This window comes from Olavius algarvensis spirochete endosymbiont (assembly GCA_900608495.1).
Classification (GTDB): Bacteria; Spirochaetota; Spirochaetia; order DSM-2461; family DSM-2461; genus UBA2779.
The window spans coordinates 1-429 of the sequence record UWYT01000205.1; the positions used below are offsets into that span (position 1 = coordinate 1).

Annotated in this window: 1 protein-coding gene; it reads right to left on the reverse strand. The window is 47.8% G+C overall.

Annotated elements, in window-relative coordinates:
• Positions 1 to 221: 221 nt before the first annotated feature.
• The coding region (locus S1OALGB6SA_RS06335) for a hypothetical protein (protein WP_230204463.1) at positions 222 to 429 on the reverse strand (208 nt) is incomplete at its 5' end.

Sequence of the window (429 nt, forward strand, 5' to 3'; positions counted from 1 at the left end):
TGCTCAACTAGACACCAGGATAAACAGAACGAACATTCTGTTCACCGCTTGGGGATGGGACGCCGCCGCCAGGGCCCCTGGCGGTTCCTTGAGTTTTATAAGGAATTCTCAAGCAAAGCCGCAGGTAGAAGATCCCTGCTCAAAAGAAGGGCCGCAGCACTGGCCGTGCCTTAAGCCCAAGTGAGGTTCATCCGGCCCGAGGCAGGTGAGCAAAATGCTTGTTATTCAGCAAGAGGTGACATCGGCGCTGTTTTCCAGTATCGAATACGCTCTAATTCGCCGTCAATCTCAGCTAGAAATCTGAAACTTACTTCATAGCCATTTTTCAAACTGCATTTAATCTCAGTACTAGAAGTTTGCCAATCTAATTCATAGTACAGGCCGATATCTTCAAGTATATTCATCAATTGCTTGCGTTGCATTCCTCGG